Annotated in this window: 22 protein-coding genes; 9 read left to right on the top strand and 13 right to left on the bottom strand. The window is 52.5% G+C overall.

Features of this window, described 5'->3' with window-relative positions:
• Window positions 1–4 precede the first annotated feature (4 nt).
• On the top strand, window positions 5–115 hold the full coding sequence (locus PHACT_RS16735) for a ubiquinol-cytochrome c reductase iron-sulfur subunit N-terminal domain-containing protein (protein ID WP_082866605.1): 111 nt from the start codon (window positions 5–7) through the stop codon (window positions 113–115).
• Between the two features lie 182 nt (window positions 116–297).
• On the opposite strand, the gene PHACT_RS04370 is transcribed toward PHACT_RS16735, so the two are convergent.
• Window positions 298–723, bottom strand: a complete 426-nt coding sequence (locus PHACT_RS04370; protein ID WP_317622243.1) for a cation transporter — start codon at window positions 721–723, stop codon at window positions 298–300.
• 274 nt (window positions 724–997) lie between these two features.
• On the opposite strand from PHACT_RS04370, the gene PHACT_RS16145 reads away from it, so the two are divergent.
• The 5 genes from PHACT_RS16145 to PHACT_RS04350 all read left to right on the top strand — a co-directional run bounded on the left by PHACT_RS16145 (window position 998) and on the right by PHACT_RS04350 (window position 7,821).
• The gene (locus PHACT_RS16145) at window positions 998–1,342 is read left to right on the top strand and encodes a hypothetical protein (protein WP_139141438.1); all 345 of its coding nucleotides are present in this window, start codon (window positions 998–1,000) and stop codon (window positions 1,340–1,342) included.
• A 63-nt stretch (window positions 1,343–1,405) separates the two neighbouring features.
• The gene (locus PHACT_RS04365) at window positions 1,406–2,701 is read left to right on the top strand and encodes a TolC family protein (protein WP_070116087.1); all 1,296 of its coding nucleotides are present in this window, start codon (window positions 1,406–1,408) and stop codon (window positions 2,699–2,701) included.
• Window positions 2,702–2,776: 75 nt separating this feature from the next.
• Entirely contained in the window at window positions 2,777–3,712 is a 936-nt protein-coding gene (locus PHACT_RS04360) for an efflux RND transporter periplasmic adaptor subunit (RefSeq protein WP_169819391.1), read from the top strand.
• Between the two features lie 14 nt (window positions 3,713–3,726).
• Entirely contained in the window at window positions 3,727–6,849 is a 3,123-nt protein-coding gene (locus PHACT_RS04355) for an efflux RND transporter permease subunit (protein WP_070116085.1), read from the top strand.
• A gap of 63 nt (window positions 6,850–6,912) precedes the next feature.
• Window positions 6,913–7,821, top strand: a complete 909-nt coding sequence (locus PHACT_RS04350) for a cation diffusion facilitator family transporter (RefSeq protein ID WP_070116084.1) — start codon at window positions 6,913–6,915, stop codon at window positions 7,819–7,821.
• Window positions 7,822–7,868: 47 nt separating this feature from the next.
• Here the strand turns inward: PHACT_RS04350 and PHACT_RS04345 are convergent, their stop codons facing one another.
• A complete protein-coding gene (locus tag PHACT_RS04345; RefSeq protein WP_070116083.1) occupies window positions 7,869–8,300 on the bottom strand; it encodes a Cd(II)/Pb(II)-responsive transcriptional regulator in 432 nt (143 codons plus the stop codon).
• 163 nt (window positions 8,301–8,463) lie between these two features.
• Here PHACT_RS04345 and PHACT_RS04340 point away from each other — a divergent pair, with 163 nt between their 5' ends.
• Entirely contained in the window at window positions 8,464–10,425 is a 1,962-nt protein-coding gene (locus tag PHACT_RS04340) for a TonB-dependent receptor plug domain-containing protein (protein ID WP_070116082.1), read from the top strand.
• Window positions 10,426–10,465: 40 nt separating this feature from the next.
• On the opposite strand, the gene PHACT_RS04335 is transcribed toward PHACT_RS04340, so the two are convergent.
• Window positions 10,466–11,290 carry a cation transporter gene (locus PHACT_RS04335; RefSeq protein WP_237133493.1) on the bottom strand — a complete coding sequence of 275 codons (825 nt, stop codon included), beginning with the start codon at window positions 11,288–11,290 and terminating at the stop codon, window positions 10,466–10,468.
• Window positions 11,291–11,937: 647 nt separating this feature from the next.
• Complete coding sequence (locus PHACT_RS04330) at window positions 11,938–12,585, bottom strand: formylglycine-generating enzyme family protein (protein WP_169819390.1); 648 nt, start codon at window positions 12,583–12,585, stop codon at window positions 11,938–11,940.
• Between the two features lie 232 nt (window positions 12,586–12,817).
• Here PHACT_RS04330 and PHACT_RS04325 point away from each other — a divergent pair, with 232 nt between their 5' ends.
• Complete coding sequence (locus PHACT_RS04325; protein WP_139141437.1) at window positions 12,818–13,258, top strand: hypothetical protein; 441 nt, start codon at window positions 12,818–12,820, stop codon at window positions 13,256–13,258.
• Window positions 13,259–13,315: 57 nt separating this feature from the next.
• Here PHACT_RS04325 and PHACT_RS16310 read toward each other — a convergent pair whose 3' ends face one another.
• The 6 genes from PHACT_RS16310 to PHACT_RS04295 form a co-directional block, all read right to left on the bottom strand.
• A complete protein-coding gene (locus tag PHACT_RS16310) occupies window positions 13,316–13,960 on the bottom strand; it encodes a MutS-related protein (protein ID WP_281201739.1) in 645 nt (214 codons plus the stop codon).
• A 325-nt stretch (window positions 13,961–14,285) separates the two neighbouring features.
• On the bottom strand, window positions 14,286–15,068 hold the full coding sequence (locus PHACT_RS04315; protein WP_070116078.1) for an ABC transporter permease: 783 nt from the start codon (window positions 15,066–15,068) through the stop codon (window positions 14,286–14,288).
• Window positions 15,065–16,069, bottom strand: coding sequence for an ABC transporter ATP-binding protein (locus PHACT_RS04310; RefSeq protein WP_083264339.1), 1,005 nt, complete (start codon window positions 16,067–16,069; stop codon window positions 15,065–15,067). The genes PHACT_RS04315 and PHACT_RS04310 overlap by 4 nt, the downstream gene beginning before the upstream one ends.
• 265 nt (window positions 16,070–16,334) lie before the next feature.
• Entirely contained in the window at window positions 16,335–17,111 is a 777-nt protein-coding gene (locus PHACT_RS04305) for a M48 family metallopeptidase (protein ID WP_070116076.1), read from the bottom strand.
• Between the two features lie 105 nt (window positions 17,112–17,216).
• Window positions 17,217–18,134: a YihY/virulence factor BrkB family protein gene (locus PHACT_RS04300; protein WP_070116075.1), complete on the bottom strand. Its 918-nt coding sequence runs from the start codon at window positions 18,132–18,134 to the stop codon at window positions 17,217–17,219.
• 51 nt (window positions 18,135–18,185) lie between these two features.
• Window positions 18,186–19,541, bottom strand: coding sequence for an MBL fold metallo-hydrolase (locus PHACT_RS04295; RefSeq protein WP_070116074.1), 1,356 nt, complete (start codon window positions 19,539–19,541; stop codon window positions 18,186–18,188).
• Window positions 19,542–19,736: 195 nt separating this feature from the next.
• Here PHACT_RS04295 and PHACT_RS04290 point away from each other — a divergent pair, with 195 nt between their 5' ends.
• Window positions 19,737–20,972 (top strand): ADP-ribosylglycohydrolase family protein, encoded by a 1,236-nt coding sequence (locus tag PHACT_RS04290; protein WP_070116073.1) that lies wholly within the window; start codon window positions 19,737–19,739, stop codon window positions 20,970–20,972.
• A 69-nt stretch (window positions 20,973–21,041) separates the two neighbouring features.
• Here PHACT_RS04290 and PHACT_RS04285 read toward each other — a convergent pair whose 3' ends face one another.
• From PHACT_RS04285 to PHACT_RS04275, 3 genes are read right to left on the bottom strand one after another with little or no spacing between them, the layout of a single operon-like run.
• The gene (locus PHACT_RS04285) at window positions 21,042–22,679 is read right to left on the bottom strand and encodes a diguanylate cyclase (RefSeq protein WP_083264338.1); all 1,638 of its coding nucleotides are present in this window, start codon (window positions 22,677–22,679) and stop codon (window positions 21,042–21,044) included.
• Window positions 22,676–23,068: a response regulator gene (locus PHACT_RS04280; protein WP_070116071.1), complete on the bottom strand. Its 393-nt coding sequence runs from the start codon at window positions 23,066–23,068 to the stop codon at window positions 22,676–22,678. Before PHACT_RS04280 ends, PHACT_RS04285 begins: the two co-directional genes overlap by 4 nt.
• A 25-nt stretch (window positions 23,069–23,093) precedes the next feature.
• Window positions 23,094–25,835: a response regulator gene (locus tag PHACT_RS04275; protein WP_169819388.1), complete on the bottom strand. Its 2,742-nt coding sequence runs from the start codon at window positions 25,833–25,835 to the stop codon at window positions 23,094–23,096.
• Window positions 25,836–25,853 lie beyond the last annotated feature (18 nt).

Genomic DNA, 25,853 nt, shown 5'->3' with positions numbered 1-25,853 from the left:
TGAAATGACTGAAGAGAATGAGCCTCGGCGCCGGTTCCTGATAGGAGCCACCTCCGTTGTTGCAGGTGCGGGTGTGGTCGAAATCGCCGAACCCTTTTCTCTATCTAGGCTCTAGCTGTCAAACACGATTCGACACGATCTACACAGGCAGCCTATCGAGTCCTCAATTAAGGGATATTTACGCCCCGCTTGATGGTTCTATTGTAAACGGGGGAATTAACGTGTTGTTCAAGGTAGTGCTCATCATAGAAGCACGTAAAAATGTCCAACGTGATAATTTTTAAGCTGAAGAATGCGTCAGGCACCGTTTAATACGATGAAACCAATAATAAAACCAATCACCATGTCTGGATAACTTGATACTGGCCAGACCAACACACCGGCGAGAATGGCGCCATAATTGGCGATAAAGTCATTGGGCGAGAAAATCCAGTTGGCATTCATATGTGAGCCGCTGATTTTTTCGCGATGGATTATTGTGAGACAAGCGATGTTGGCTGTTAACGCTTGCACCCGAAAGCCTGTCATCAATCCGGAAACATCCTCACTACACAAAAAGAAACGTCGCACGACCTCACTAAGTACGCTCAACGCGAGCAGCATCTGTAAAAGGCCCGGCAGATGGGCTGCATGTAACTTCAAGCTGCTGGCGCGCCCCACTGCATATAGTGCCAGCCCGTAAACTGCGGCATCTGCGAACATATCTAACGAATCTACGATCAAGCCAGTAGACTACGCTATCCAGACGACTGCTAACTCTAGAGCAAACTTAGCCGCGTTGATACCTAACAACCATTTGAGTGCTCGCGATTCTCGTGCATGATCTACATGAGTTCAACCCTTATTCATTATAAACAGAAATGTGTCGTCGTCGACGACCTTATTACCAGCACTCAAGGCTGGGTCAAAACCCGCCTGCAGGAATCGTGTAGAATTTGGAGATCTTTCTTTAGTATTGTGGTTCTGTTAGACTCACGATTGTGTTTAGGTGGAGTTTATGATTAAACGCTGTTTCATTATCGCAATAACGCTAATGATTGCTTTGCAGTCACTGGTTTCTATTGCCTATGAAGAGCAGCTTCACCACGCGTCAGCACCGCACCATGAGCACTCGTTGGCGTCGGCTGATATCGAAAGAGAAGTGCACAAAAGCAATTCTTCTCAAAACGAGTCTCATCACTCCAGCGCTGATTGTCATCACAACCATAACTGTTTCCATATGGGGTTGGTGATACCACAGACATCTCTTCCTGCTATTGCCGAAGCTTCAGTTGTACTGGTTTATCGAGCCAGCTTGCTGAAAGGCATCCACCCCCCACTGCTGCGCCCTCCGATCGCCTGACACTGCTTATATCTTCCCTGATCAGGGAATAGCTGTTTTTCAGACTTTCGTAGGAGCATTCTCATGCCTGCCAAATTGCCCGTGTATGCGGGGAGATGCGCATTGTCGTATCGTATTTTTTACCTATTGTTGTGGGCGGTTATTGTATATCCGCTCAATGTCACCGCCGTCCACGCGGCAGATAGCACGCTCACCCTGAGCGATGCCATGTCCCGCACCATGGCGCAAAACCCGCGGTTACAGGTCTTTGACCTGCGTCTTGATGGGCTTCAGGGACGCCGAATAACGGCCAACCTGAACCCGGCACTGGAAGTCGGTGCAGAGGTCGAGAACTTTCTTGGTACCGCCGATGCGCGCGGCCTGGTGGGCGCGGAGCTTACCCTGACACTGTCGTCAACTCTTGAACTTGGCGGGCAGCGGCAGGCACGAGTCAGTGCAGTCGATTCGCGGCGAGAACTTGTAGAGGCGGAACGTCGGGCCGAAACCCTTGACCTGCTGGGGCAAGTCACTCAGCGTTTTGTTGCCACCCTGGCATTGCAGGAGAAACTTCAACTTGCCGCTGATGCAATTTCACTGGCTCAGTCGACACTTGATATCGTTACCCGGCGTGCCAATCAGGGCGCTACATCCCAGGCTGAGGTATTGCGGGCCAGGGCTGCGCTGACGCAAAGGCAGATTGAACAGTCACGCCTGCAATCGGAGCTGGTTAGCCGAAAGATGGCACTGGCTCTGTTGTGGGGGGACACTTCGGTAGAGTTCGGTCAGTTGCAGGGTGATCTGTTTCAATTCGGGTCTTCCGACAGTTTTGAGTCCTTGTTCCAGCGCGTCAGCGACAGCCCTGCCATTCAGGTCTATGCCAGTGAACAGCGAGTGCGCGAAGCAGAGATTCAACTGGCCCGTAGCCAGTCCGAAAGCGACATTGGCTGGCAAGTGGGTGTCCGACGCAGGGAAGATACTGATGACTTCGCATTTACAGCTGGATTTTCCGTGCCACTGTTCCCAGTCCAACGTAACCGTGGCGAAGTACGCGCGGCACGAGCGGCCCGCGACGAAGTCAGGTATCGACGCGAGACCACGCTGCTGAACCTGCATTCATATCTGTTTGATGCCTATCAACAAAGGCAGCAAAGCATAGCCGCCGTGGAGCGGATCCGCAACGAGATGCTACCTGATCTGAGCGAGGCGCTAACTCAAACCCGCGAAGCTTATGAAAGCGGGCGCTACAGCTATGTGGAATGGATGGCCGCACAACGTGAATTACTCGCCGCACAGCGTGCTCTGGTCGACACCGCGGCAACAGCACTGCTGAACCAGGCCTTGATCGAACAACTGACAGCCCAGCCGCTGGCTGATCGCTGAAAAAGGACAATCACTATGAAAAACGTTAATTTATTATTTATTCTTGCCAGTCTATGTGCAATGACATCAGCTCCGATGCTTGCCGCACAAGATACTCACGAACATGAAGAAAATGCTGAACACCAGAATCATGAGGCAGCCGGTGAGCATGAAGAAGGTGAACACGAAGAGGGTGAGCAACACGGAGGCCATGAAGAGTCGGAGAGCGCCCACGTGGAAATCTCAGCCAACATGGCTGAGCAGACCGGTATCCGTAGTAGAGAGGCCGGTGACGGCACACTGGTTCGAACGTTGGTGAGTTACGGAAAATTGACGCTGGACCCTGACAGCATAGTACACATTCGAGCCCGCTTTCCCGGGCAGATTGTCAATGTGAATGCAGGCCTGGGCGATAGCGTCGAGGCCGGTGACCGGCTTATTGCTGTCGAGTCTAATGACAGCCTTCAAACCTACACGGTGACAGCGCCCATAAGTGGCACCGTACTGGAGCGCAACGCCAATCTGGGCGGGGTGGCGGCGGAGCAGACCTTATTTACCATCGCCCCGCTTGATACGTTGTTGGTAGAGCTGAAAATCTTTCCAGGTCAACGCCAACAGGTAGCCCCCGGACAGATGGTCCGTATCGATACTGGTGATACTCAAATCGAGGCCAGCATTCGCGACATCCTGCCGCAAGGCGATGACTCTCCCTATGTCATTGCCCGAGTGCCAATTGACAATTCTGATGGCTTGTTAGCCCCGGGGCGTCTGGTTACCGGACACATCGTGGTGGAGCGTATGGAGGCGCCGCTGGTTATTGAGAGACGTGCATTGCAATCCCTGGACAACTCGCAGGTTGTATTCATCCAGGAAGGCAACGCATTTGAAGCACGTCCCGTGGAGCTCGGTCTCACCGATGGCGAGTTTGTCGAAGTCCTGTCCGGATTGCGGGCAGGTGAGCGCTATGTAGTTGACAACAGCTATCTCATTAAAGCCGACATTGAAAAATCCGGCGCAGAACACGCCCACTAAGCCTGGAGGCCACCATGATTGATGCAATCGTACGCTTCTCGGTTGAGAGGCGGTATCTTATGTTATCCCTGATTCTGGTGCTGATTGGGGCAGGGGTCTGGAGCTTCCAGCGCCTGCCCATTGATGCGGTGCCAGATATTACCAACGTCCAGGTACAGATCAACACAGAAGCCCCCGGCTATTCGCCTCTGGAAGCCGAACAACGTATCACCTTCCCGGTCGAAACCGCACTGTACGGGCTGCCGAATCTGTCCTACACCCGTTCGCTGTCACGCTACGGCCTGTCCCAGGTCACCGTTGTGTTTGAAGAGGGCACAGATCTCTATTTTGCGCGTAACCTGATCAACGAGCGTCTTGGCTCCATCAAGAGTGTCCTGCCACCGGGGATGGAGCCAGAAATGGGACCTATTTCTACCGGTCTGGGTGAGATTTTCATGTACACCGTGGATGCTATCCCAGGCGTTCTGCAGGAGAACGGAGAGCCCTGGGATGCCACGGCCCTTCGGGAAGTGCAGGACTGGATCATAAAACCACAACTTGCCCAAGTACCGGGTGTCATCGAAGTCAACTCCATTGGCGGCTACGATAAGCAATATCATGTGACCCCTTATCCGGTAAAGCTGCTTGAGCTGGGCGTCAGCCTCGAAGACGTTGTTGCAGCATTGCAGAATAACAACGCTAATCGTGGTGCCGGTTATATAGAGCGCGAAGGTCAACAGTTGTTGGTACGCTCGCCTGGTCAATTGCAGACCATCAGTGACATTGAGCAGGTGGTGATAGCCAATCGCAATGGCGCCCCTGTCAGGATCGCGGATGTCGCAACGGTGGCCATCGGCAAGGAGTTGCGCACGGGTGCGGCCACCCGCGATGGCGTGGAAACGGTGTTGGGCACCGCCATGATGTTGGTGGGCGAAAACTCCCGCAGTGTTGCTCGCGCCATCGCCGCACGGCTGGAGGAGATCCGTCCTTCCTTGCCGCAAGGTGTGCGACTGGAAACCGTCTATGACCGTACTACATTAGTTGACAAAGCCATCGCTACAGTGGAGAAGAATCTGCTGGAAGGCGCGCTACTGGTGATTGTCGTGCTATTTCTGCTGTTGGGCAATCTACGCGCGGCTCTGATCACCGCAGCAGTGATTCCGCTGGCCATGCTTGCCACTATTACCGGCATGGTGCGCACCGGCGTTTCCGCCAACCTGATGAGTCTGGGGGCGTTGGATTTTGGTCTCATTGTCGATGGCGCGGTCATCATCGTGGAGAATTGCACCCGACGCCTGGCCGAAGCACAGCACGCCAGTGGCGGACGACAACCGTTGAAGGAACGGCTGCAGCTAGTGTACGAAGCGACCTCAGAGGTTATCCGACCCAGCCTGTTCGGTGTGGCCATCATTACCGTAGTGTACATCCCCATCTTCTCCCTCACCGGTGTCGAGGGCAAGATGTTCCATCCCATGGCCGCTACGGTTGTCATGGCGCTGCTTTCCGCGATGCTGCTCTCGCTGACCATTGTGCCTGCCGCTGTTGCTGTGTTCATGACCGGCAAGGTCCGGGAAAAGGAAAGTGCTGTCATCAACGTCTCCAAAAAGCTTTACCGTCCGGCATTGGAGCTCGCGCTAAGGTTCCGTTTGATGGTACTCACCGGTGCCGGTGTGTTGCTGGCTGCCAGTCTGTGGTTGGCGACAACGCTCGGTTCTGAGTTCATCCCGCAACTTAACGAAGGGGATATCGCCTTACATGCACTTCGCATTCCGGGCACGGGTCTGGAGCAGTCGATTGCCATGCAGGAACAGCTTGAGCAGCGTATCAAGGAGTTCCCGGAGGTAGACAAGGTCTTTGCGCGAATCGGCACGCCAGAGGTCGCCACCGATCCCATGCCGCCCAACGTGGCCGACAACTTTGTGATTCTCAAGCCGAACGAGGAGTGGCCCGAGCCAGATAAACCAAGGGATACGCTGATCGCAGAAATCCAGGCGGCGGTGGAAGAATTGCCCGGCAACAACTATGAGTTCACCCAGCCCATCGAGATGCGTTTTAATGAGCTGATCTCAGGGGTGCGGGCAGATCTGGGCATCAAGGTATTCGGTGATGACCTGGATCAGTTGCTTGCCTCGGCCACTGAGGTGCTGGAAGTGGTTGAGTCGGTCACCGGCGCAGCTGATGCCCGACTGGAACAGGTCACTGGGTTGCCCATGCTTTCGGTTCACCCCAAACGCATGGCACTGTCGCGCTACGGCCTGACTGTTGATGACATGCAGGACCTGGTGGCAGCAGGCGTCGGTGGCGAGAATGCTGGCCTGATTTACGAAGGCGATCGCCGTTTCCAGTTAGTGGTCCGGTTGCCCGAAGAAATCCGCCGCGATGTGGATAGCCTGGCGGATCTGCCCGTGCCGCTTCCTGACGGGGGCTATGTACCGTTATCGGAAGTGGCAGAGTTGGAACTGGCACCCGCACCTAACCAGATCAGCCGCGAAAACGGCAAAAGACGGGTTGTGGTTACCGCCAACGTTCGTGATCGTGACCTGGGTGGTTTTGTGGATGAGATCCGGGGACGGTTGGAGCAGGAAGTCGATCTGCCCGCCGGATACTGGCTCGACTATGGTGGCACCTTCGAACAACTGGAGTCCGCCAGTCAGCGTCTTGCGATTGTTGTGCCGGTCACACTGGCAATCATTGTGGCTTTGTTGGTGATGGCATTTGGCTCGATCAAGGATGCCTTGATTATCTTCAGTGGCGTACCGCTTGCTCTGACAGGCGGGGTATTCTCCTTATGGTTGCGAGACATGCCCTTGTCAATCTCTGCCGGGGTGGGTTTTATTGCCTTGTCGGGTGTAGCCGTGCTCAATGGACTGGTGATGGTGGCTTTCATCCGCGACCTGTGGCACGAGAATGGTGACCTGATCAAGTCAGTAACTGAAGGCGCATTGATACGTCTGCGGCCGGTGCTGATGACAGCGCTTGTCGCGGCCTTGGGTTTTGTGCCCATGGCGCTAAACACCGGAACAGGTGCTGAGGTTCAAAGGCCATTGGCTACAGTCGTGATTGGCGGCATTATTTCGTCAACATTACTGACGTTGTTTGTATTGCCGGTGCTTTATACCCTGCTGCACAGGAAAGACAAAAAACTTAAGGAAAGGTGATTGCTTTGCCCCTAGCGACCTTGCCGGGGGCAATTTTCCAGCGACTAGGACGAGGGTGATCCAATGAGTCACGAACACAACCATATGTCCCCGGAATCGAAGGATAAGCGCGTTGCCATCGCCATCTGGGCCAATGCTATTCTGACGTTTGCGCAAATCGGGGGCGGTATTTTTGCCGGCAGCCTGGCGCTTATTGCCGATGCCTTGCATAACTTTTCGGACATGGCAGCGCTGGTCATTGCGTTTGCCGCCCGGAAAATTTCGCGTCGCCCGGCGGACGCCAGGATGACCTTTGGGTATGGGCGAATTGAGGTAGTTGCAGCCCTGATAAACTACACCACCTTGATTATCATCGGGATGTACCTGATATACGAAGGTGGCATGCGGATACTGGATCCCCCGGAAGTCAAAGGTTGGTGGGTCATCTGGCTGGGCGGTATTGCTCTGGCCGTGGATGCGCTGACAGCCTTACTCACCTATTCAATGCAGAAAGACAGCGTCAACATCCGTGCGCTGTTTCTGCATAATCTGTCCGATGCGCTCGCATCAGTCGCCGTGATCATTGGCGGTGTTTTCATCCTGCTCTACGACCTGCGTTGGGTTGACCCTGTCATCACCATCGTCATCGCAAGCTATATTCTTTATCTTGGCCTGACAGAAATCGGTGGAAGTATCAGAACATTGATGTTGGGGAGCCCTTTGAATATTGATACGGACGCTGTCATTCAGGTACTCACCAGGATCGAAGGCGTGGTTGATGTTCATCATGTGCATTGCTGGCAAATGGGTGAGCATGAAGCCTCGCTAGACGCTCATGTAGTCATTGATGCCGGCGCCTGGGATCAGTTTGAGCAGACCAAACATCGGCTAAAAAAGGCGCTGGAGGCGGAGTTCAACATACGGCATTCCACGCTGGAGTTTGAACACCCTGATCACTGTCACCAGGATACCAAGATATATGGGCACGGATAGAATGACACCATAGACTGTGATTGGCTGTGAGGTTGATCAGTTGCTAATCAATGTGAAGGGAACCGTTTGATTGCCATTTTGCCACGGGCTGAGGTTGTCAATTCATTGAGAATACCGCAATCAGGCGTTCTCTTTCCTTTTGAACAGCGTTTACGCAACTCAATGAGCTGGCTCTCTAGCGCACGCATGCTGACAATTTGAGTACGAATCTGAGCCAGATGTTCATCGACCAGCTGATTGATCGCATCGCAATCTGTTGGACTACCATGTCGAAAATCGAGCAAACGCGCTATATCAGCGATTGATATATCCAGAGAGCGGCATTGGCGAATGAATGCCAATCTGTCCAGGTGCCCAGGGCCATAATCGCGATAACCATTCGGCAATCGTGCAGGGTCGGGCAGCAACCCAACTTTCTCATAGTAGCGAATTGTTTCAATCCCTATGCCAGTTGCTTGGCTTAGCTGTCCTATCCGCATGCTCACCTCTATAATTTTTCCAGATAATACCCTATTGACCCTGGAGTAGCTACAGGGTTTTAAATGTCGGCCATTGCCACCAAAGCGGCGTTCTACAAAGCTGACTCCTCCATCATTGATTCAGATGTCAGCCAAAATTGCAGTTCATAAAGGAGCTCTTATCATGCAGTCTTTTTGGTCCCCGTTAGTGTGTGGAGTATTAGTATTTTGTATCGTTCAACCTGATGCGTATGGCCAATCTGATGATGATGAAGATACCCAGGAAGAGGCAGTCGAAGAAATCCTGGTGACCTCTACCCGAAGCCGTCGTTCATTGGAAGATTTGCCAACACGAGTGGAATTAATCTCGGGTGAAGAGCTTGGTGAAAAGGTGAACATGAAACCTGGTGACATCAGGATGTTGTTGAATGAAAGCACCGGCATTCAGGTTCAACAGACTTCGGCGACCACATTTAACTCGAGTATCCGTATCCAGGGGCTGGACGGCCGCTACACACAAATGTTGCGCGATGGCTTGCCATTGTATTCGGGTTTTGCCGGTGGACTTGGGTTGCTCCAGATCGCGCCTCTGGATCTGCAGGCAGTTGAGGTCATCAAGGGCTCCTCTTCTACCTTGTATGGAGGCGGCGCAATAGCGGGTTTAGTGAATCTGATCACCAAAGTGCCTGATTACGAGCCAGAGACCAGCATGTTACTAAATCGAACCTCGGCGGGTGGACTCGATGCCAGTGCTTTTCACGCTTCGCGCAGCGACAAGGTAGGTACCACACTTTTCGCTTCATGGAACGAAAACACTGCCTATGATCCGTCGGATGTCGGCTTGTCAGCTATTCCTCAATTTGAGCGATGGACGCTGAATCCGCGCGCATTTTTCTATCTGGATGATTCAAGCGAGCTGAGCATCGGCATTACCGCCGTTGTGGAAGATCGCCTCGGCGGCAATATGGATTACATCAAAGACAGGCCGGTCGCCGAGCCCTATTACGAAGACAATCGTACCAAGCGGTTGTCAAGTCAGCTTGAATATAGTCGCCCGCTGGGAGAGGGGACTTTAAATTTCAGAAACAGTCTGGGACACTTTGATCGAGAGCTTGAAATGGCCGACTTTGGATTTGCGGGGGTACAAAAATCAAGCTTCAGCGAGCTGCACTACGCGCTGCCGAAGGGTGCTGCCGAATGGATAACGGGCTTGAGCCTGATCACTGAAGAATTTGAACAACAGGACGCCGTACCGGGCTTTAATCAGGATTTCTCTCAGTATACGCTGGGTGCATTCATTCAAAACTCCCGACCGCTGACCGACACCGTCAGTATTGAAGCAGGCGTTCGTGTAGACCACAACGATGATCACGGTACCATTACTCTGCCGCGTGTCGCGTTTTTGTACGAGCCGACGACTGACATCACTGTTCGCGCTGGTGGTGGTCTGGGCTATCGTTTGCCTTCATTATTCATTGAAGAAGCAGAGAGTGTGCAGTTCCGCAATGTATTACCGTTGGACCGCAGCTCGATGAATGAGGAGCAGTCCAAAGGTGTCAACATGGATGTGACCTATCGGATACCCCAGAGTAACGGTAACCTTATTACGCTAAATTCGCTGCTGTTTTACACACGCGTGGACGATCCACTGGAGTTGCAGGAGCAGGGAGATAACCTTGAATTTACGCAACCCGATGGATATGTCGATACGCGGGGCGTAGAGATCACTGTTACAGCCACATACGGCGACTTCAAGCTGTTTCTGGGTTATACGCACGCGAATGTGCGCGAGCACTATGCGGGTACGGTATCCAGAGCGCCGCTGGTGTCAGAACACCGGCTCAACAATGTTCTAATCTATGAGCGCGAAGATGATTTCAGGATAGGACTTGAAGCTTATTACTATGGACCGCAGCGTCTGAGCGACGGTGCCAGAGGTAAAAGCTATTGGGTCACAGGTGTGATGACAGAGAAGACTTTGGCGGAAAACGTAAAGCTATTCCTTAATTTCGAAAACTTTGGTGATACCCGTCAAACACGGTTCGATACTATCTACACCGGCAGCCTATCGAATCCTCAATTCAGGGATATTTATGCCCCGCTTGATGGTTTTATTGTGAATGGGGGTATTAAAGTGTTGTTCTAGGTTGCGTTCATCATAGAGGCATGTACAAATGTCCAATGTGCTAATTTTTAAGCTGAAGAATGCGCCAGGCACCGTTTAATACAATGGCACCAATAATGAAACCAATCACCAGGTCTGGATAACTTGATCCTGTCCAGGTCACCAACACCCCGGCGAGAATGACGCCAACGTTGGCGATAACGTCATTTGCCGAAAAAATCCAGCTGGCCTTCATATGTGCGCCGCTGTCTTTCTCGCGATGAATTATTATCAGGCAAGCGATGTTGGCTGCCAACGCTAGCATCCCAAAGCTTATCATCAATCCGGAAACAGGCTCACTACCCAAAAAGAAACGTCGCACGACCTCACCAAGTACGCTCAACGCGAGCAGCATCTGTAAAAGCCCCGCCAGATGGGCTGCACGTAACTTCAAGCTGCTAGCGCGCCCTACCGCATACAGTGCCAGCCCATAAACTGCGGCATCTGCGAACATATCTAAGGAATCGGCGATCAAGCCGGTAGATTGCGCTATCCAGCCGACTATCAACTCAAGAGAAAACATAGTCCCGTTGATAGCTAACAACCACTTGAGTGCGTACGATTCGCGCGCATGATCTACATCTGACTGCTTCATGGTCTGAGTCAGTTCATCTTCACTAAGTTCACGCACTGATTGCAATTTTGCACCCAGGCGCAATGCTTCAAGTCGTGACTGAATGTCAGATAGTTTGCCACTGTGGACTATTCTAAGGCTGCGATTTTTTAGATCAAAAATAAGAGTCGGAGGTGGTTCAATATGCGCAAATGCCATTCGAACCATCTGCTCTTCAGCGGCACAGTCCATTTTTGGAAGATTGAACTCGCAGACAAATTTGTTTTCTGCCACTTGAAATAAACCCTGTTTTTGCCACTAATTTCTATTCTACCTCACAAGCGAGACATTGATCAGATTGATTCCTAATGCACTAGGTGTCAACTAGGCTTCCTAAATCTAGTGTTATGCCTCACTTTGGCCACAGACAAGGTTTTCAGTATATTTTCGGGCTAGTGCCTCTTCCCCGTATTCTGCGCTAAGTCCTTGTGGGACTTTTGCGGGTTTGGTTGTGCATTGTTGTGCTTTATAGTGCAAAATCACGCAACGGACGCACTATTAAAGTTAATAAAAACAATCATATAGCGCTTGCAATAGGGGCTTCGAACCACTTGGTCGGGAGTTCGAATCTCTCCGGGTGCGCCAAACAACAAAAGGTCCGCTTTATGCGGGCCTTTTTTGTTTGTGGACTTTGGTTAGTGAGAACTCCCCAGTTCGACAAAACGCACTGCGTTTTGGACGCCCGTCAGGGCGCCCCGCAAGGGGTGAGTAATCCGCCAATGCGGATTGCGAATCAATCTCTCCGGGTGCGCCAAACAACAAAAGGTCCGCTTTATGCGGGCCTTTTTTGTTTGTGGACTTTGGTTAGCGAGAGCTCCCCAGTTCGAGCACTCGCTTCGTTGTGGCACGGTGTACCCCTGTTGCAAGTGGCCGAATCAGTATCAATGCTCCAACACCAACCGGAACCCTACATCACGCGCCGACTTCCCACGAAGATATGACGCGCGCAACCAGAATACCAATTGGTCTGTCTGGGTATCCCATGATCCGCCTCGCACCACGCCGCCGCAATTGTTGTCGTTAGTATCCGTTCGATAACAGTCTGAAGTCCACTCCCACACATTGCCATGCATGTCATAGAGCCCGAATACATTTGGGTCGAAACTGCCCACAGGTGACGTCATCTGTCCACTCCACTGGCTGCCACAGTTACGGCAATTGGCCCTGTTTACCTCCAGTTCTCTGCCCCAACTGAAACGGTACCCAATTTCGGCGTGCCCCCTGGCTGCGTACTCCCATTCCGCATCGGTTGGTAAACGGTATCGTTTCCCGGTTTTGTCACTAAGCCACTCAGCGTAGGCCGCTGCTTCAAACCAGTCCACATCGATGACGGGTCTGTCCTCGCGACCGAAGCCAATATCGTGTCGCTTCGCACGCCCGGTGTCCTCGGTGAATTGATCATATTCCAGGAAAGTGACTTCGTACCGGCCGATTGAAAAAGAATCCAGACACGTCTCTCGCAACGGGTTGGCATGATGTTGCATCAGCAAGGATCCGACTTCAATGCACGCCGCCGGCAACTGAACCATCTCCGGCTCAGTTTGCGCGTTTGCCTGTGTCATCAGGACGAGTGTTAAAAACCCAGCTACAGTTGTTTTTAATCTAAACATACGCTTCTCCGCGAGCTCGACTGCAATTAATGCGTGGTTGAGTAGATCAATGCTTGTTGGCTATCACCTCAAACTCTTCGAGGCTCTAAGCGGCCCCAACTGAGCGCGTTTGCCACTTGATATAAGGAACCGGTGATTCTGTTTTACTTCTTTGTCGGTTAATTTATTTCATTTCAACTGCAGACAAGCGGTAGAACAAACCGTACAGTCAGAAAATACTACACTTTTAATTCATTATGCAGCAATATCAGGTGCAGCAATCTATGTTGGAGGAAAAGCGATGGGCAGGATGCTTTCTGTCAAAGAAAGACGATATGTCGATAACCTGTTGAATAAAAATGAGAAACGCGATCCTTTTCTGTGGCCGAGTTGGGGTCCGTGGATTTCATTTGGGCTTGGTGGTTTTCTGATCGTGTTCGTGTGTTTCCTTACTATTTCCAATTTCAGCATTCAAAATATCAATTCAATATTGCTACCCGGCATTTTTTCAGGGGCCGTTTTGGTGATCGGGGGTTACTGGACTCAGTACAAGTCCAGGAAAGCTGAAGGTGATAAAGTTCTCGCCGGAATACTCAGCAAATTAGTGAAATAGACAGGAAGCTGAAGTAGGTGCAGGAAATGTAGTCGCCCAGGCCGTCTACAGGTCTTTCTAGCTTTCACTCTCCAGAACACGTGCAACTGCCTTGGCGGACTCAGTAATGTGTTCCGGGTATCCAATATTAGACATCAATTTGATAGCGTTTCGTGTGGTACAAATCCCCGGTCTGAGTTTGTAGTCGAATGGTTCGGTGACGTTGCCGGTTTCTTCAAAATGCCAAATTCCATACTGTTTACTCAGGAATCTGGTTAGCTCAATGTCGTGAGTCGTTACCATAACAATATTACTCTGAGCCAGGTTCTGAAGAACCGCTGCAGCACCGGCGATCCTCTCGACGGTGTTGGTACCGCGGTAAATTTCGTCGATCAGGAATATGCAGCGCTCGCCCTTAGTGGTTAAGCGAACAAACTCTTTTAGTCTTTCCAGTTCCGAGAAATAGAAGCTTTTCCCCTCTTCGAGTCCGTCTTCAGTCTTTATTGAGGAGTGGATGTTGAGAGCAGGAAACTGTGCGCTGGTGGCGTGACACAGCCAAAGCGCACGAGCCAGAATATAGTTGACGCCGACGGTTTTGATAAACGTGGTTTTGCCCGCCATGTTGGACCCCGTTATCAGGGCTGATGTCTGGGCAGCGGGGTAGGAGTTGGGTACGTAGCTTGTCAATAGCGGATGGTATGCATTCTGTAGCTCAAGCGTCATTTGATCATTGAGCTGTGGGTTGCAAATATCGGTATGTCGGTGAATATACGAAGCTGTGGCGACACTGGCATCAACCGATGCCACTGTGAGGTAACAAAGCCTGGCGGTCTCAAGGTTTCTGTGCACCGAATTGATAGTCAGCGTATACACAAAAAAATCGTAAAGAACGACAAGATTTATGAAATACATGAGGTTGTTAACGATCGCATTCTCGTGGTTCTGACTGACAGAAGCGAGTGTCAAGGCACGACGTATTCTTCGAATCTGCCTGATATTCCCTTTCAGCTCCCCTTTGTATTTGGTTTTTCAACGGGTCTGCAGGCAATCAATAATGCCCAAGCACATTCAATGATTTTGCTCTGGCTTCAAAGTACCGGAATACCAGTAGGCCGGCCATCAGGTAAAAAAGTCCATTAAGGAGAATAAACCCGTACCACCACAAAGGGAATTCGGTTTGCTGGGTCACCAGTTGATTAACTGAATTGGCGGCTGCGGTAAATGGAAGCAGTGACAGGGCGTTCATTGGCCAAGCCGGAAGGCTGACGAATGCGAGCAAGACAAACTGCATGATGCTGGATACTGCGCCGACGCGCTTGTGGACCAGTGCGATGCCGGCTATGGCGAAGCCAAGTCCGTGTACCGCAGGCAAGCCCAGCAGAATGATGCCAAGACTGTGCAGATAAGGAATCTCCAGCCAGCGACCGGTGCTGAACATGGCCAGGAACAACAGGCTTGTGTTGAAAGCAATGGTCGCGATCAGACTCACCAGCATCCGCACGATCAGTAGCCTGCCAAGTCCTGCCGGTGCCATGACAAGCTGTTCCAGCGTGCCCTGTCTGGCTTCATCAATAATCGACTCCGCAGTGGCGCTGTAGGCGAGTACCGCAAACATCCACATGATGTAACCCACTACTACCATATCGAGTTGGTCGGCTGCCATGTCGCCAGCTAAAAAAGTCCTGAGGCCAAGGAAGACAACCATGAACAGTAAATACACTGCGAGCAACCCAACCAGCGTGTCAAACAGATAGCGTCGAAGCATTGTCAGCGCAAAACGCGCTTCGTTGCTAAAGGTCAGCCACCAGAAAGAGATGCCGCCGGTCTTCATTGCTCACCTCCTGCGCTCGCTTGACTGATTGATTCTGCTGCAGGGCTGGACGTACGCTTGATCGTGTGGATAAAAATATCCTCCAGTGCGTCGCTGGTGACGTTGATGTCAATCAGCCTGTGACCTGACTGTTCCAGAGATGCCAGCGCCAGAGACAGGGTATCCAGATCACCGGTTCGCAGCGTCAGTCGCGATGACGTCGCGTTTTCTTCTATGCTCCACTGACTGGTTTCCAGATCCGCTTTGACGCTACCCGAAGGGTGCCCCTGCACTTGCAGATCAAACGTCTTTTGCGGAGAAAACTGGCGGCGTAATTCCTCTACGCTGTTCTGTGATATGACCTCGCCTTGATACAGGATAATGACGCGATCGCAGATGGCTTCGATAAAATCCATGTCATGGGACGTAACCAGCATTGCGCTTAGGCGGGTGTCTACCAGTTGCCGCAACCAGTCTTTCATGTCGCGCACCATGTCTACATCAAGCCCGAGAGTCGGCTCATCAAGCAGGATCAGCGATGGTCTGTGAACCAGAGCGCAGGCTATGGCGACTTTCTGCTGATTGCCTTTGGAGAGCATTCTGACCTGCTGGTCGCAATATTTGTTCAGAGAGAGCCTGTCGATCAGCTCTTGCGCGCGCAGGCACGCTTCGTTGCGCGGCACACCTTTTAGCCCGGCGAAGTAAACGATGTTCTCTTGCGGCGTCAGTCGCCAGTAGACATTCCGTGCGCCCTCCAGAACAGCGCCAGTGCTCAACATGGCTGCCCATTGCTGATGCTCAATGTCCTCACCGTTCACCCGTATTAAACCGGTATCCATGGCATTCAGGCCGCAGATGGATTTCAGCGTCGTGGTCTTGCCAGATCCGTTGGGGCCGAGCACACCTACGATCTCACCCGGGTTCACGCTGAAGCTGATATTGTTCACAGCCTTGACGGTCTCGCCTTTACTTGAGTAGGTCTTGTTTAATCCTGCAACCTCCAATACCGGTACCATTGCCATATCCTTCTGCCTGCGAGAGGAGTGTCAGGTTATGCGGAAACGTGTGGAGGATCAATAACCGATACCCTGTAAAATTCCGAAGTATCTCTTCCTGATACCTTTTGGTACATAATCGGGCTGTTCCATTGCATTCGCCCGGGAGTATCAAAATGGAGAAAAAGCTTGTTCGGCGCCGCCTGCAAAACACTGTGATGTGCTATTGGACGAGATTTCAAAAGTTGTGAATACGACATCAACCGCCACGACACAGTAACCGGAGGTTGCGTTAGCGCTGGCAATCAGGCCGCCGCCCCTGGTCCCGGGCCGCGTCGAAGGTTGCAACGGCAGCGGGCATCTGCTGGTCCAGATCACGAATGCGGCTTTGGGTTGTTGGGTGAGTGGACAGAAACGCTGGTGGTCGCTCTCCGGCCTCGCGCGCCATGTTACGCCACAGAGTGACGCTTTCGCGGGGATCAAATCCCGCCTGAGCCATGTAGTCGAGGCCAAGCCGGTCGGCTTCGGTTTCATCAGCACGTGAGTAGGGCAGGGTCAGCAAAATCTGCGCGCCCGTCCCAATCAGGCCCGGATCCATGCCGGTGGTCTGGGCGAGAACCGACACGCCCAGCTGGGTTGCCAGTTGGTTAGAGAGTCGGGCGGCAGAGTGCCGCGCGGTGACGTGCGCAATCTCATGCCCGATCACCGTTGCAAGCTGGTGCTGATTTTCGGCTGCCCTGAGCAGCCCGCTGAAAATGCCGATCTTGCCACCGGGCAGTGCGAAGGCATTGACCGAATCGTCTTCAAACAGCACCACTTCCCAATTCTGACCGGTATTTACCTGGCTTAGCACGGCATCGGCCACACAATTGACATGGCGCGTCAGCGCCTGATCCCTGCTGACGGTATTCTCCTGCTTGAGCTGGTTAAACGCTTCTTCCCCCATGGCTGCCATCTGGCCTTCGGAAACCAGCAGCATTTGCGAGCGACCAGTTGGTGAAGTAGCACAGGCAGATACCAGCAAAGACAGCAACAAAACTGCGAGTGAAACCGATTGAGACCTTGTCATGACAGACTCCTTGTAATTCAGTGCCAGTAAATAAAATGTAAATCGCGTCGCGAGCGTGAAACCATGAAGAACACAGTATCAGCATTGAGCCAGACTGCCAGTGCCCTAATTGTTTTCCGGGTCTGACGTCTGCTCGTCGTCGCTGTCGATCAGCACGGCTGTGCTACGAGGACGCACCTCTTTGCCGCTGGCCAGAAGATGGACTTTTGTGAAAGCGGCCCCGTATAGCAGGATAAGCGACGAATAAAACACCCACATCAAAATCAGTACCACGGCGCCGGCGGCACCATAAGTGGAATCGGGCGCTTCATAGGCGAGATAGGTGGCGATGGCGTAGCGGCCCAGCGAAAACAGCAGTGCAGTGACCAGCGCGCCGATAAACACCTGCTTCCAGCCCAAAACAACATCAGGCAGAACCTTGAAAATTGCAGTGAACAACAGTGTTATCACCGCTAAAGAGACGACAGCCTCTACGCCATTTAACAGCAGCTCCACGGCGGGAACCACCGAGACAGTGAACTCAAGTGTGGCCCGCAATGCGACACCCAGCATCAAAGACACCAGCAGAATGAAACCCAGTGCCAGCACCAGCATCAGCGAGAAAAAGCGTTTCCTGATAAAAATCAGCAATGTGCTTCGGGACGGTTTGGGTTTGACCTTCCAGATGTCGTTAAGCGCATATTGCATTTGGGCAAACACAGTTGTAGCGCCCACCATCAATGCCGCGATCCCGGCAACTGTGGGCAGGATACCACCGGATTCGACCTGGGAATTGGCCACCGCTTCCTCAACCAGGCTTGCTGCGTCATCGCCCATGAAAGCCTGGAATTCCTCGACAACCCGGCTCTGCGCGGAGGCCTCACCCATGACCAGGCTGGCGACCGTGACGGCAATTATGATGGTGGGAGCAAGTGAGAACAGAGTATAGAACGCGAGTGATCCCGCATAGCTGAAGGCATTGCACTCAATCCAGAGTATCCCGGCGTCACGAAAAATACGCCACCAGTATCGCAGTTTATTCATGATTATTTTCTCAAAATCGGTATTACGGCATCTGGCTCCCTCGATCCAGGGTCACGTCGTCGATTGTCCTGCAGAGCGCCATGCCTTCATCGACCCAATATAGACATCGACGTTGGTAAAGCCCTGGCGTCGGAGTACTGATGCGGCGATGGTAGCGCGAGCGCCACTTCCACACATGACAGTGACGGGATTACCTGGGTCTATGTCTGGTATTGTGTCGGAGAGCTGTCCCACATAAGCATGGCGGGCACCCTCGATATGCCCGCCCTCATATTCATCCTTGGCCCGTACATCCAGCAAGGTCCATCCTTGCGGCGGGTTGTCGAGTCGTGAACGAATCGTTTTTGTGTGCGCAAACTCAAGCGTTTCAAGCGGGCCATTATTGACTGCCAGCGGCATAACTCCACTGAAATAACCATCAATACGATCAAAGCCTATGCGATGAAGGGTTGTCGCAGCGTCCAGTGCCTGACCGTCGTCTCTGGCAATAAGCAGAATCGATCTTTCCGCTGGCAGCAGCCACCCAGCAAAAGCGGCAAGCATGTCGTCGGGTATACAAAGTGCATCCCGTCGATGACCGCCTGCAAAGTCGAATATGCCGCGTACATCCAGACAAATACGCTCGCCGGGATCGAGTAAAAGAGCTGGAGAACACGGTAGCGGTGCAGGCGGCGCTGGCTCCGTACCTAACATATTACAACGTTCCATTTGCTCGAAATAAGGTGGAATATAGTGATGCTCATTCAGCTTTACGTTGATGAACGTGTCTCTGTCGGCGATTTGTAACCGTGGATTGTTTATTCTCTCATGGCCGATAGACGAAAACTCCCGATCAGCCATGCCGGAACCGCAAACCGAGCCGGCGCCATGGGCCGGGAAAATAAGGCACTGGTCGCCAAGCCCGACCAATTTTTGGAGGCTGTCGAAGAGCATGCCCGCAACTTCTGTTTTTCTCTCTGGATAGAAATCTGTTCGTCCGACGTCGCCAACGAACAGTGCGTCACCTGTAAAGACACCGATCGGGCCATTGTCAAAATTCATGTCATAGAGTACAAAAGACAAACTGTCATCGGTGTGACCAGGAGTCTCCAGAACTTGCAACATTGCGCCTCCGATCTCGAAAACCTGACCATCATGTGTCTCCGTTGCATAACGTATAGGCTGTTCAGGGTTTGGTCCATGCCAAACCTCGGCGCCGGTGGCATGTTTCACAAGCGGCGCACCCGAAATCAGGTCTTCATTCCGGTGGGTCTCGAAAACATGCGTAATGATGGCGCCTTCGGCCCGGGCCAGCTCCAGGTAGACCTCGATGTCCCGACGTGGATCAATGACGGCGGCCTCACCATCGGCGCTCAGAAAGTAGGATAGGTGTGCCAGGCCAGGGGTTTTGATTTTTTCAAGTCGCATATCGTTCACTCCTTTGCAATTTCACAGAACGTGTCGCATTAGAACGTATCTCAAGGCGCCCACCTGTCGTTGGTGATATCAGCTGAGACAGGTATTTGCATGAGCTGCCCGTATCTGTAGTCTAAAGTCGTTGAAGTAGACAATCAAATTCTGGTGTACCAAAACCAGGGTATGAACAGCAAAAGGAGCAGAGCGATGCAGGACCCGATTGCCCAGCGTATTGAAAATGCCCTGTGGGGCGCATTCATTGGCGATGCACTGGCCATGCCGGTGCACTGGTACTATGCAACCGAACATATTCGCGAGCACTTCCCCGACGGAGTGGACCGTTATTACCCGGCTCCGCATCCGCACCCTGATGCCTTTATGCTGGGTATGAAGTACCAGCCCGATATAAGGAAATCAGAAGCCAGCGGGCGCGCTTATGACATTCTGCACCAGCACGCGCGATTCTACCGCACCAGCTACAGTGACTTCGGTTTTAATCTGGACGACCGGGAAGGCGAACATGGCAATGCAACCGCGTCGGTGGACGAGCGCATGCACTATCACCATGGCCTTAAGGCCGGCGAGTCGACTCTGGGCGCGGGCCTGTTGCGGGTGCTGATGCGATCGGTCAGCAAACGCGATGGTTACAGCCAGGATGGTTTTCTGGATGACTTTGTTGAGTACATGACGCATCCGCGCGACAACCCGGACCCCTATACCGAAATTTACCTGCGGCGCTGGTTTGAGCACTATAGCCAGGGCGTAGCCCCGGAAAACTGTGCCGAACACCAGCGCCGGGTATGGTCCATCGACAGCGTCGGCGGTTTGATCAGGCCTCTGGCCGTAGCCATGCTGAATCCCGATAACCGCTACCTTGCCACTGGCATGGCGCTGTCTCATCAGCAGTTGACACACCGCTCGGAGATGGTGAGCAGCGGTCTCAGTTTTTTGGTACCTGCGTTACTGCGGTTATTGAACGGGGGTGCTCCGCGCAGCATCTTTCAGTATTTGCTGGCACAGCTGCCAGCCCCGGCGATATCGGGCCAGAAACTGTTCCAGATATACCGGGACAATGACGGTCCGGATAATATTCCGGCTGACGAAACATGGCGTCTGCACATGACATTTCAGGGCGAACCGGCTGCCCTAAAAAGCCCAGACTATTTTGCAACTGCCTGCTACATAGAGCAGGCATTGCCGCTGATGGCGGCTCTTGGCTGCGAGCATGACGGTGACCTGATCAAAACACTCCGGGCCAACGCTGAGGCCGGTGGTGACAGTGTGCACCGGGGACTGGTTTTGGGCATGCTGTTGGGGGCAGGTAGCAGTGACGTGCCGGAGACGTGGAAAACCGGGTTGAAAGATTACCATGAGCTGGCGCAGGAAATTCAGCAGTTCGCAGGCCTTGCGGCACAAGGTAATGGTCACCTGCGACGTTATTAGCTATTTCTTTATGATGATTAAAGCTGCTGCTTGACACAGACTGGCGATCGGTTGGATAAGGTAAGGCGGTTAGGACACGATGACTCTGTTTCGACCAGTCTCTTTGGCTGTGTACATTGCCTTGTCTGCGTTGATCAATAAAGCATCCGCATCCATGTCGCTGCCAGGCTGGTATTCCGCAATACCTATTGAAATTGTGGCGCTAAACTGTTTCTCTTCAGAGGTGAATACCAGCTCCTGGAATCGTTGCCGAAAATTCTCCAGAATTTTTTTGGCTTCAACGGCATCACAATTATTCATCAAAACCACAAACTCTTCGCCTCCATAACGTCCAAGCACATCGGTGTTCCGCAGTCGTTTGCGGAGCAATGTCGCTACAGATGCGATGACTTCGTCGCCAATCGCATGACCAAAGCGGTCATTAACCTGCTTGAAATGATCAATATCCAGCATGGCAACGCAGAAAATTTCGCTTTTGCGTTTGGCAATTCCCCACTCACGCCGTATCGATTCCTTTATCGCAGCATGCTTGAGCAGGCCGGTAAGGCTGTCTTTGGTCATCAACTCAAGCAACTGCCGGGAGCGTGACACTTTGTGCTTGACGGCGGAAATCAGATGCTGGTCTGGCACTGGTTTTACCAGGAAATCGTCAGCCCCGTGGTTTAGCGCAGTGGCTTGATGGTCCGGATCATCCTCGGCTGACAGGTAAATGATGGGCAAGCCGACCCACTGGTCATATTGACGAATCACGGCGGCAAGCGTCTGCCCTTCAATGTCAGGCATTTGTAAGTCCATGAGGATAATGTCAGGGCTGTTCTGTAGCAAGTAGTCGATCACGCGGTCTGGTTCATGCAAGATGTCGACTTGCATGTTTGCGTTGATCATGAGCTGTTGATAGTAACGTGCCAGCAGTTCATCGTCGTCTATGATCAAGACGCGTTCAGGAGGGGCATGCAGTCGTGCAGTCACTTGTTCCAGTCGTGTAATGAGCCTGGGTATGTCCAGTGGTTTGACAAAAAATGCTTCAGCGCCCAGGCTGGCAGCCTGCAGGCGAATAGTAAAATCATCTTTGGCGCTGATAAAAATCAATCGTGATGACGCTCCGGTCAGCATCGAACTTTGTTCCAGTAATTCAGTTGAACGACCTTCGTCGCCCAGTAATACATCCAGTATCAGCACTTCAGGCTGCTCGCTTTCGAATGTATGGATCAAATCCGTAAACGACGTAAAAAGCCGGGCCGAAAAATTGAAAGCCTGAAGATGCGAAATCAACGTTGAACCTAAGTCTGCGTCATCTTCCAACAGCCAGACTTCCGACACCAGAGGTCGGTTGTTGTTGCTACTGCCTTCGTCCTGGGCGTCTGCAGAGGGTTTTGCAGGGATGCCATCAAGTTCTGCAAATGTGTCGAGTGTTTCAATTTCGGATATGAATAAATGACACTCACGTGCGTAGCTGTCGCCATCCACGAGTAGAGCAGCCTCGAACTGGCGATGCAATTTTGCTGCCTGTGCACTGAGCGCGGGCAAACCGAAAGTACCCGCCGACCCGGATAGTTTGTGTAGCAATTGGCCGAGTTGTTGCCAATTCTCGTCGCCCGGATCAGATTTTGGCAGCCGGTGCGCCAGGGATTCGATTTGTGTCAGCGTCTGTGGCAGTTTCTCCAGATATTGAATCTGAATTGCCTGCAATTGCCTGGTCAAATTCACAATGGTTTCTCAGCTTTTTCCCATAAGTCACGCACTAACTGCGACAGTGTCATTGGATCGAATGGTTTGGCGATTACACCCACCGCCCCCAGACTTTTGAAGTACTCGATTTCATGTGGCTGTACTTTTGCCGTCATGAACGCAACAGGTATATTTTTTAGCTGAGTACTCTGTCGTATCGCTTGCAACACACTTGGGCCATCCATGCCTGGCATCATAACATCCAGCAATATCATTTGTGGACAAAACGCTTCAGCTTCCTCGACGGCGCGGTCACCGCGTTCACAAAGGCTGACGGTCAACCCACCTACCGCTTCCAGGGCTAGCTTGGCAACGGCCCGAATATCGGGCTCGTCCTCGACATACATGACACGGGTCAACTCGTTCACTTAATGATTCTCCGGGTGCTGTTTATCAATGTTCATTATCGACTTTTCGTATTAAGAGTTCGATGCGCGAGAGCAGCGCCGGTAAACTCAGCGCAGATTTCATTAGCGCCGCGTCAACCCGGGCCCTCAGTTCCGAATCCACATTCTGGCCGGTGAGCAGCATGATGGCGCACAGTGGTTGAAGTTGGCGTATATCTGTTATCAGGTCGGCACCATTGCCATCCGGCATGCCAAGATCAAGTAAAACCAGGTCAAACGCCTGGGTCTGCAAAAGTTCCCTGGACGTTTTCAGGCTGGTAGCAAGGTGGAACCGGAACTCGGAACCAGCAACTTCACGAACTACGCGATGAAGGTCATGGCTGTCCTCTACATGCAGAATACGGCCCTGAGTAGTGGCTGGATTGGTATGGAGCCTGAGCACCTGCAGCAATCGATCGCTATTGATCGGTTTGGGGATGATTTCCAGTTCGGGCTGGTGCTCCAGTAGTTCGAGCTCTCCCTGTTGCACCCGACCAGAAACAACAATGATGGGTACGCTCAGTAGTCCGTCAATTTTGCGTATGCCAGCAAGCAGGTCGATGCCGTCCATGTCCGGAAGACCAAGGTCCAGCGTGATGGCGGCAAAAGATTGCTCCGAACATAACTGCAAAGCTCGATATGCAGTGGACGCCACGGTCACGTGGTAACCCACTTCTTCGAGTAAGATTTTCAGCATGTGTGCGGCATCAACGTCATCTTCGATTACCAGCAGTCGAGGGTCAGACAGAGTATCTGTGTCAGGTTTGGACAAGTTCGACGTTGGCATGCGGCACGGAAATTCAACCCAAAAAATGCTTCCACGTGGCTCGTTTGCGCTAAAATCGATTGTGCCGCCCATTTTCTCGACAAGTTCTTTGCTTATGGCCAGCCCGAGACCGGTTCCGCCTTTGTTGCGCTGGTCTGATGAGTCTGCTTGCGCAAAGCGCTGAAATATCGACTCCCTGAATTCTTCAGAGATTCCCTCGCCCTGATCTTCGACACTGATTCGTACTTGATCCTTTACCAGCTCTGCGTAAAGCCAAACCTGACCATTGGATGGCGAAAACTTGATGGCGTTGGACAGCAGGTTGGCGATCACCTGCTGGAAGCGTTGCTGATCTACTTTGATCTGAACCAAAGAGCAACCTTCACTCTCCCGGATAATAACCTGTTGATCACGAGAGTAATTGTCAATTGACGCTTGTGCCAGTTTCAACTGATCAGCCACGCTGACCCACTGGGAGTCGAAACTCAATTTACCAGCCGCTATTTTTTCAATATCGAGCAGATCGTTGATCAGGCTGGCCAGCCGCTGGCTGTTGTTATGTGCCAGAGATACCATCTCTTGCGCTGGCTGCGAAAGCTCCCCAAGCGTGCCGGATTTTATTAGCCCCAGAGCGCCCGCAATCGATGTCAGTGGTGTTCTTAACTCGTGACTGACCGTTGAGATAAACTGATTCTTGAGCGTTTCATTGCGACGTCGTTCCGACACATCCTCGGCAATGCCCAAATAACCCTGAACACTTCCGTCCTGGCTGGTTATCGCGCTGACCACGGCCTGCACAGGAACCAGATGACCGTCGCGATGCCGGTAATGCAGGTTAATAATCTCTTCGAGGCCCTGCCGTGCTTTCAGTGTCAGTGCCTCGTCGCCGACCAAAGGTCGCTCCAACTCCTCCTCCAGTCTGGCTTCGCGCTCATTTAGCTCATCGGCCAGCAGAAATGCAGTCGGGTGCCGTTTGCCCACCATGTCGTGCGCTGAATACCCCAGCATTTGTTCAGCACCCTTATTAAATAGAGTAATGATGCCCTTCGTGTCAGTGGCAATTATTGCGAATGAGCGCGCTGCAGACAATACAGAGTCAAGCAGATCATGGCTTTGACGCAGATCAGCCGTTCGGGCTTTGATTTCTACATCCAACCGGTTCACCAGATTACGCTGCCAGACCAGGCGCAGGGCCAGGCCCAGCAAAACAGAGAGCAGCATGACAAATAACACGCCGAGCAAGTAATAACGTCCGCCGTAAACCAGGGACTCGTCCCGGGCCTGCACAGCCATTTGCCATTCGCCACCCGGGACGCCGATGGAAAGTACGTTGAGTGGGTTCTCAAAGTGACTGGGTGGCCCGTAAAACACCGGGCCGACCGGTCTGCCCGCAGCGGCGTGCCGCAGTGCCAGCAATCCTGACAGTTCGCCCGAGACAGAGTCCATCAGTCCCAGCAGGCTGTCGGCATCAATGACGGTACTTAGCAGACCCCAATAAGCGCCATCGATCATAATCGGTGCACGATAGAGCAGGCCACGGCCTCCCTGCACCAGATCGACAGGTCCGTTAAATTGGCCTTCACCTGTTGTCATCGCTCGTTCAACAGCCGGCCATTGTTCCGGCAGATCGGCATAACGCAGGCCGACGGCTGATTCGTTGCCTGTCAGCGGAAACACCCATTCGATTTGATTGTCTGGCGCCAAACCGATATTGCGAAAGTGTCGGCCCCGCTCGAAAACCAGTGCCAGGATTCGCTGGATCTCCTCAGGGTCTATATCACCGTTTTTTGCGACAATGTACGACTCGACCCCTGTGGCCAGAAAAGCCGCGGTATTTATCTCTGATTCCAGCAATGCACGCAGGCGGTTGGACTGCTCCAGAATGTCTTGCGCCAGCTCGCTGTTGGCTGCATCCCGGTAGGTTCTGAGGCCCAGTTCCAGCGGTATCATAAGTGCCGCGAACAGGACTAAAACCATTAACATAAAACGCCAGTTGTCTCG

This window comes from Pseudohongiella acticola, assembly GCF_001758195.1.
GTDB classification, from domain to species: domain Bacteria; phylum Pseudomonadota; class Gammaproteobacteria; order Pseudomonadales; family Pseudohongiellaceae; genus Pseudohongiella; species Pseudohongiella acticola.
The sequence above is the reverse complement of the archived record's forward strand: the minus strand, read 5'-3'. Positions and strand labels throughout refer to the sequence as shown.

What these genes read in the sequence shown, in the direction of transcription:
- PHACT_RS16145 (WP_139141438.1), top strand. Translation starts at nt 998, where the DNA reads ATGATTAAACGCTGTTTCATTATCGCAATAACGCTAATGATTGCTTTG.
- PHACT_RS04360 (WP_169819391.1), top strand. Translation starts at nt 2,777, where the DNA reads ATGCTTGCCGCACAAGATACTCACGAACATGAAGAAAATGCTGAACAC.
- PHACT_RS04275 (WP_169819388.1), bottom strand. Translation starts at nt 25,835, where the DNA reads ATGTTAATGGTTTTAGTCCTGTTCGCGGCACTTATGATACCGCTGGAA.
- PHACT_RS04295 (WP_070116074.1), bottom strand. Translation starts at nt 19,541, where the DNA reads ATGCGACTTGAAAAAATCAAAACCCCTGGCCTGGCACACCTATCCTAC.
- PHACT_RS04350 (WP_070116084.1), top strand. Translation starts at nt 6,913, where the DNA reads ATGAGTCACGAACACAACCATATGTCCCCGGAATCGAAGGATAAGCGC.
- PHACT_RS16310 (WP_281201739.1), bottom strand. Translation starts at nt 13,960, where the DNA reads ATGACGCTTGAGCTACAGAATGCATACCATCCGCTATTGACAAGCTAC.
- PHACT_RS04305 (WP_070116076.1), bottom strand. Translation starts at nt 17,111, where the DNA reads ATGACAAGGTCTCAATCGGTTTCACTCGCAGTTTTGTTGCTGTCTTTG.
- PHACT_RS04330 (WP_169819390.1), bottom strand. Translation starts at nt 12,585, where the DNA reads ATGGTTCAGTTGCCGGCGGCGTGCATTGAAGTCGGATCCTTGCTGATG.
- PHACT_RS04290 (WP_070116073.1), top strand. Translation starts at nt 19,737, where the DNA reads ATGCAGGACCCGATTGCCCAGCGTATTGAAAATGCCCTGTGGGGCGCA.
- PHACT_RS04365 (WP_070116087.1), top strand. Translation starts at nt 1,406, where the DNA reads ATGCCTGCCAAATTGCCCGTGTATGCGGGGAGATGCGCATTGTCGTAT.
- PHACT_RS04300 (WP_070116075.1), bottom strand. Translation starts at nt 18,134, where the DNA reads ATGAATAAACTGCGATACTGGTGGCGTATTTTTCGTGACGCCGGGATA.
- PHACT_RS04340 (WP_070116082.1), top strand. Translation starts at nt 8,464, where the DNA reads ATGCAGTCTTTTTGGTCCCCGTTAGTGTGTGGAGTATTAGTATTTTGT.
- PHACT_RS04315 (WP_070116078.1), bottom strand. Translation starts at nt 15,068, where the DNA reads ATGAAGACCGGCGGCATCTCTTTCTGGTGGCTGACCTTTAGCAACGAA.
- PHACT_RS04345 (WP_070116083.1), bottom strand. Translation starts at nt 8,300, where the DNA reads ATGCGGATAGGACAGCTAAGCCAAGCAACTGGCATAGGGATTGAAACA.
- PHACT_RS04310 (WP_083264339.1), bottom strand. Translation starts at nt 16,069, where the DNA reads ATGGCAATGGTACCGGTATTGGAGGTTGCAGGATTAAACAAGACCTAC.
- PHACT_RS04355 (WP_070116085.1), top strand. Translation starts at nt 3,727, where the DNA reads ATGATTGATGCAATCGTACGCTTCTCGGTTGAGAGGCGGTATCTTATG.
- PHACT_RS16735 (WP_082866605.1), top strand. Translation starts at nt 5, where the DNA reads ATGACTGAAGAGAATGAGCCTCGGCGCCGGTTCCTGATAGGAGCCACC.